The organism is Streptomyces sp. NPDC126497 (assembly GCF_040302425.1).
GTDB lineage: Bacteria > Actinomycetota > Actinomycetes > Streptomycetales > Streptomycetaceae > Streptomyces.
Genome location: NZ_JBEORT010000209.1, coordinates 1 through 2,647, shown reverse-complemented (window position 1 = coordinate 2,647; position 2,647 = coordinate 1). Strand labels below are relative to the sequence as shown.

Below are 2,647 nucleotides of genomic sequence, written 5' to 3'. Positions count from 1 at the left end.
CCGCCGGGTCCGCACGCGCGCGTCCGGCGCCGGCGGGGTCCTCCCCCGCCGGGCTCGCGCGGCGGCCGGCCGGCCGGGGCGGCGGGGTCCGTGTCCCCGCGCGTCGGCGGCGAGCACGCACCCCGCGGCGGGCGGCGCGGACCGGAGCAGGAGCCGCCCCGGCACGGCGGGTCCGGGGGCCGGCCGTCGCCGGGCCACCCCGCAGCCGGGTGCGGGGGCCGGCCGCCGGGGCGGCGACGGGGAGGAGTGAAGGGCTGCGAAGCCGCGCTCATCGAGCCGGCGCCGGCCCTTCGGGGCGGAGCGGGCGTGGACGTGCCCCGGGACCGGGCGGTTCTGCTCACCGGGGTGGCGGAACGCCCCGCCGGACCGTGACGTCGTGCCGCACCGGTCCACCCCGCCGGACCGGGACGTCATGTCGCACCGGTCCGCCCGAAACCCGCCGGCGGCGACGGGCCCGCCCGGGGCGGAGCGGGTCCGGGGGGACGCCTCCCCGCGCACCGGCCGGCTCCTTCCCGCCGTGGCCGGGAAGCGGTCGGCGGGCTCCCGGCGGGCGTGTCCGACCGGATGGGACGCGCCGTCGCCGGGTGGCGGGAAGGGACGGGCGACCGAACCGCAGGACCGAAGTGGATCAGGTGGCGCCGCGGCCGGCGAAGGGAGTGTTTATCGTCAGGAAGACGACTATGATCGCCGCATGCCCTACGACCCGTCAGCCTTTCCGCCCTTCGCCGTCACCGTGGACCTGGTCGTGCTGACCGTGCGCCGCCACGCCCTGTGCGCGTTGGCGGTGCGCCGGGGCGAGGCGCCGTTCCAGGGGCGCTGGGCGCTCCCCGGCGGCTTCGTGCGGGCGGACGAGGACCTGGCGCAGGCCGCGGCCCGGGAACTGGCCGAGGAGACGGGGCTGCGGGTGCACGACCCCGCCGCTCCCGCCCAGGACAACGGCGCCCACCTGGAGCAGCTCGCCACGTACGGCGACCCCGAGCGCGACCCCCGGATGCGGGTCGTCAGCGTCGCCCACCTCGCCCTCGCCCCCGACCTGCCCGCACCCCGGGCGGGCGGGGACGCCAGCAACGCGCGCTGGGCGCCCGTGGGGGAGCTGCTGCGGCAGGACGGGCAGGGCGGGGACGGCGAGCCGGCGGCGCCGCTCGCCTTCGACCACGCCCGGATCCTGTCGGACGGGGTGGAACGCGCCCGCTCAAAGATCGAGTACTCGTCGCTGGCGACGGCCTTCTGCCCGCCCGAGTTCACCGTCGGTGAGCTGCGCCGGGTCTACGAGGCGGTCTGGGGTGTGGCGCTCGACCCGCGCAACTTCCACCGCAAGGTGACGGGTACGCCGGGCTTCCTGGTCCCCACCGGTGGCACGACCACCCGGCAGGGCGGTCGCCCCGCCCAGCTCTTCCGGGCCGGCGGGGCCACCCTGCTCAACCCCCCGATGCTGCGCCCCGAGGTCTGACGCGAGGCGGTCCGGCGCGGCCGACGGGCCCGGCGGGAAGGCGCCTTCCCCCTTCACCGACGGGCCGTGGGATGCCCGGAAAACCCGATATGGCGCGCTATCTTGCATCGGGTGATCCAGGCCATCGGACTGACCAGCAGCCCCCGCAAAGAGCTTCCGCCCGCCGTCGACGACGTCTCCCTCGAGGCGCACGCGGGCCGCGTCACCGCGTTGCTCGGAGCGCCGGGCGCCGGCAAGACGACGGCGCTCCGGCTCATGCTCGAACTCCAACGCGGCCGTGGCATCACCTACTTCAGAGGCCGCCCGCTGCACCGCATCCCCCACCCCGCCCACGAGGTCGGCGTGCTGCTCGGCGAGGTGCCGGGACACCCCGCCCGCACCGTCCGCGGACACCTGCGCATGCTGTGCGCCGCCGCGGGCGTCCCGGTGCGCCGGGCCGACGAAGTCCTCGAAGCAGCAGGGCTGGTGAGCCTGCGCGACGAACGCCTGGGCATCCTGTCCCGCGGCATGGACCGCCGGCTGGGGCTGGCCTGCGCGCTGCTGCCGGACCCGCACACGCTCGTGCTCGACGAGCCCGCGCGAGGTCTCTCCGCCGCCGAGAAGCACTGGCTGTACGGCACGCTCGAGGCGTACGCGGCCCAGGGCGGCACGGTGCTGTGCACGACGGCCGACCCCAAGGAGGCCGCGCGGATCGCGGACCACGTGGTCACGCTGGAGCGGGGAAGCGTCGTCGCCGACCAGGAGGCGGCGGACTTCGCGCGGACCCGGCTGCGCCCGCGCGTCGCCGTCCGCAGCCCGCACGCCGCCCGTCTCTCCGTCCTGCTCGCGCAGGAGGCCCGCGCCGCCCGGCGGTCCGTGGAGGTCGTGCACGAGGGCGGCAACCGCCTCTGCGTCTACGGCGGTACCTGCGCGGACGTCGGCGAGATCGCGTTCCGGCACGGCATCGTCGTGCACCAACTGGCGGACGAGGTCGGAGACATGGGTCCCGGCGCCAGGGAACCGGCGCGGCCGGACCCCGGCACCCCTCCGCCTGCGGACGACGCGGCACACGACCCGCGGCGTCCCGTCGCCGCCCCGTCGCACGGCCGGGCCGGCGCCCCGGCCGCCGAGTGCTCCCCCGCGGCCGCGTCCCCGCCCCGGGAGGAGCCGGACGGATCCGCCGCCGAGGGCACCCGGCCCGCCCCCGGGGCCCGCTCG

2 protein-coding genes are annotated in these 2,647 nt (G+C 78.0%); both read left to right on the top strand.

Translation table 11 applies throughout. The features are described 5' to 3' along the window. Positions 1–691: 691 nt before the first annotated feature. On the top strand, positions 692–1,450 hold the full coding sequence (locus tag ABTY20_RS35065; protein ID WP_352001185.1) for an NUDIX hydrolase: 759 nt from the start codon (positions 692–694) through the stop codon (positions 1,448–1,450). Positions 1,451–1,561: 111 nt separating this feature from the next. Further along, positions 1,562–2,647 (top strand): ABC transporter ATP-binding protein (locus ABTY20_RS35060; RefSeq protein WP_352001184.1); only part of this gene is annotated, 1,086 nt, incomplete at its 3' end.

Coding starts and splice junctions, on each gene's coding strand:
- ABTY20_RS35065 (WP_352001185.1), top strand. CDS start 692: ATGCCCTACGACCCGTCAGCCTTTCCGCCCTTCGCCGTCACCGTGGAC.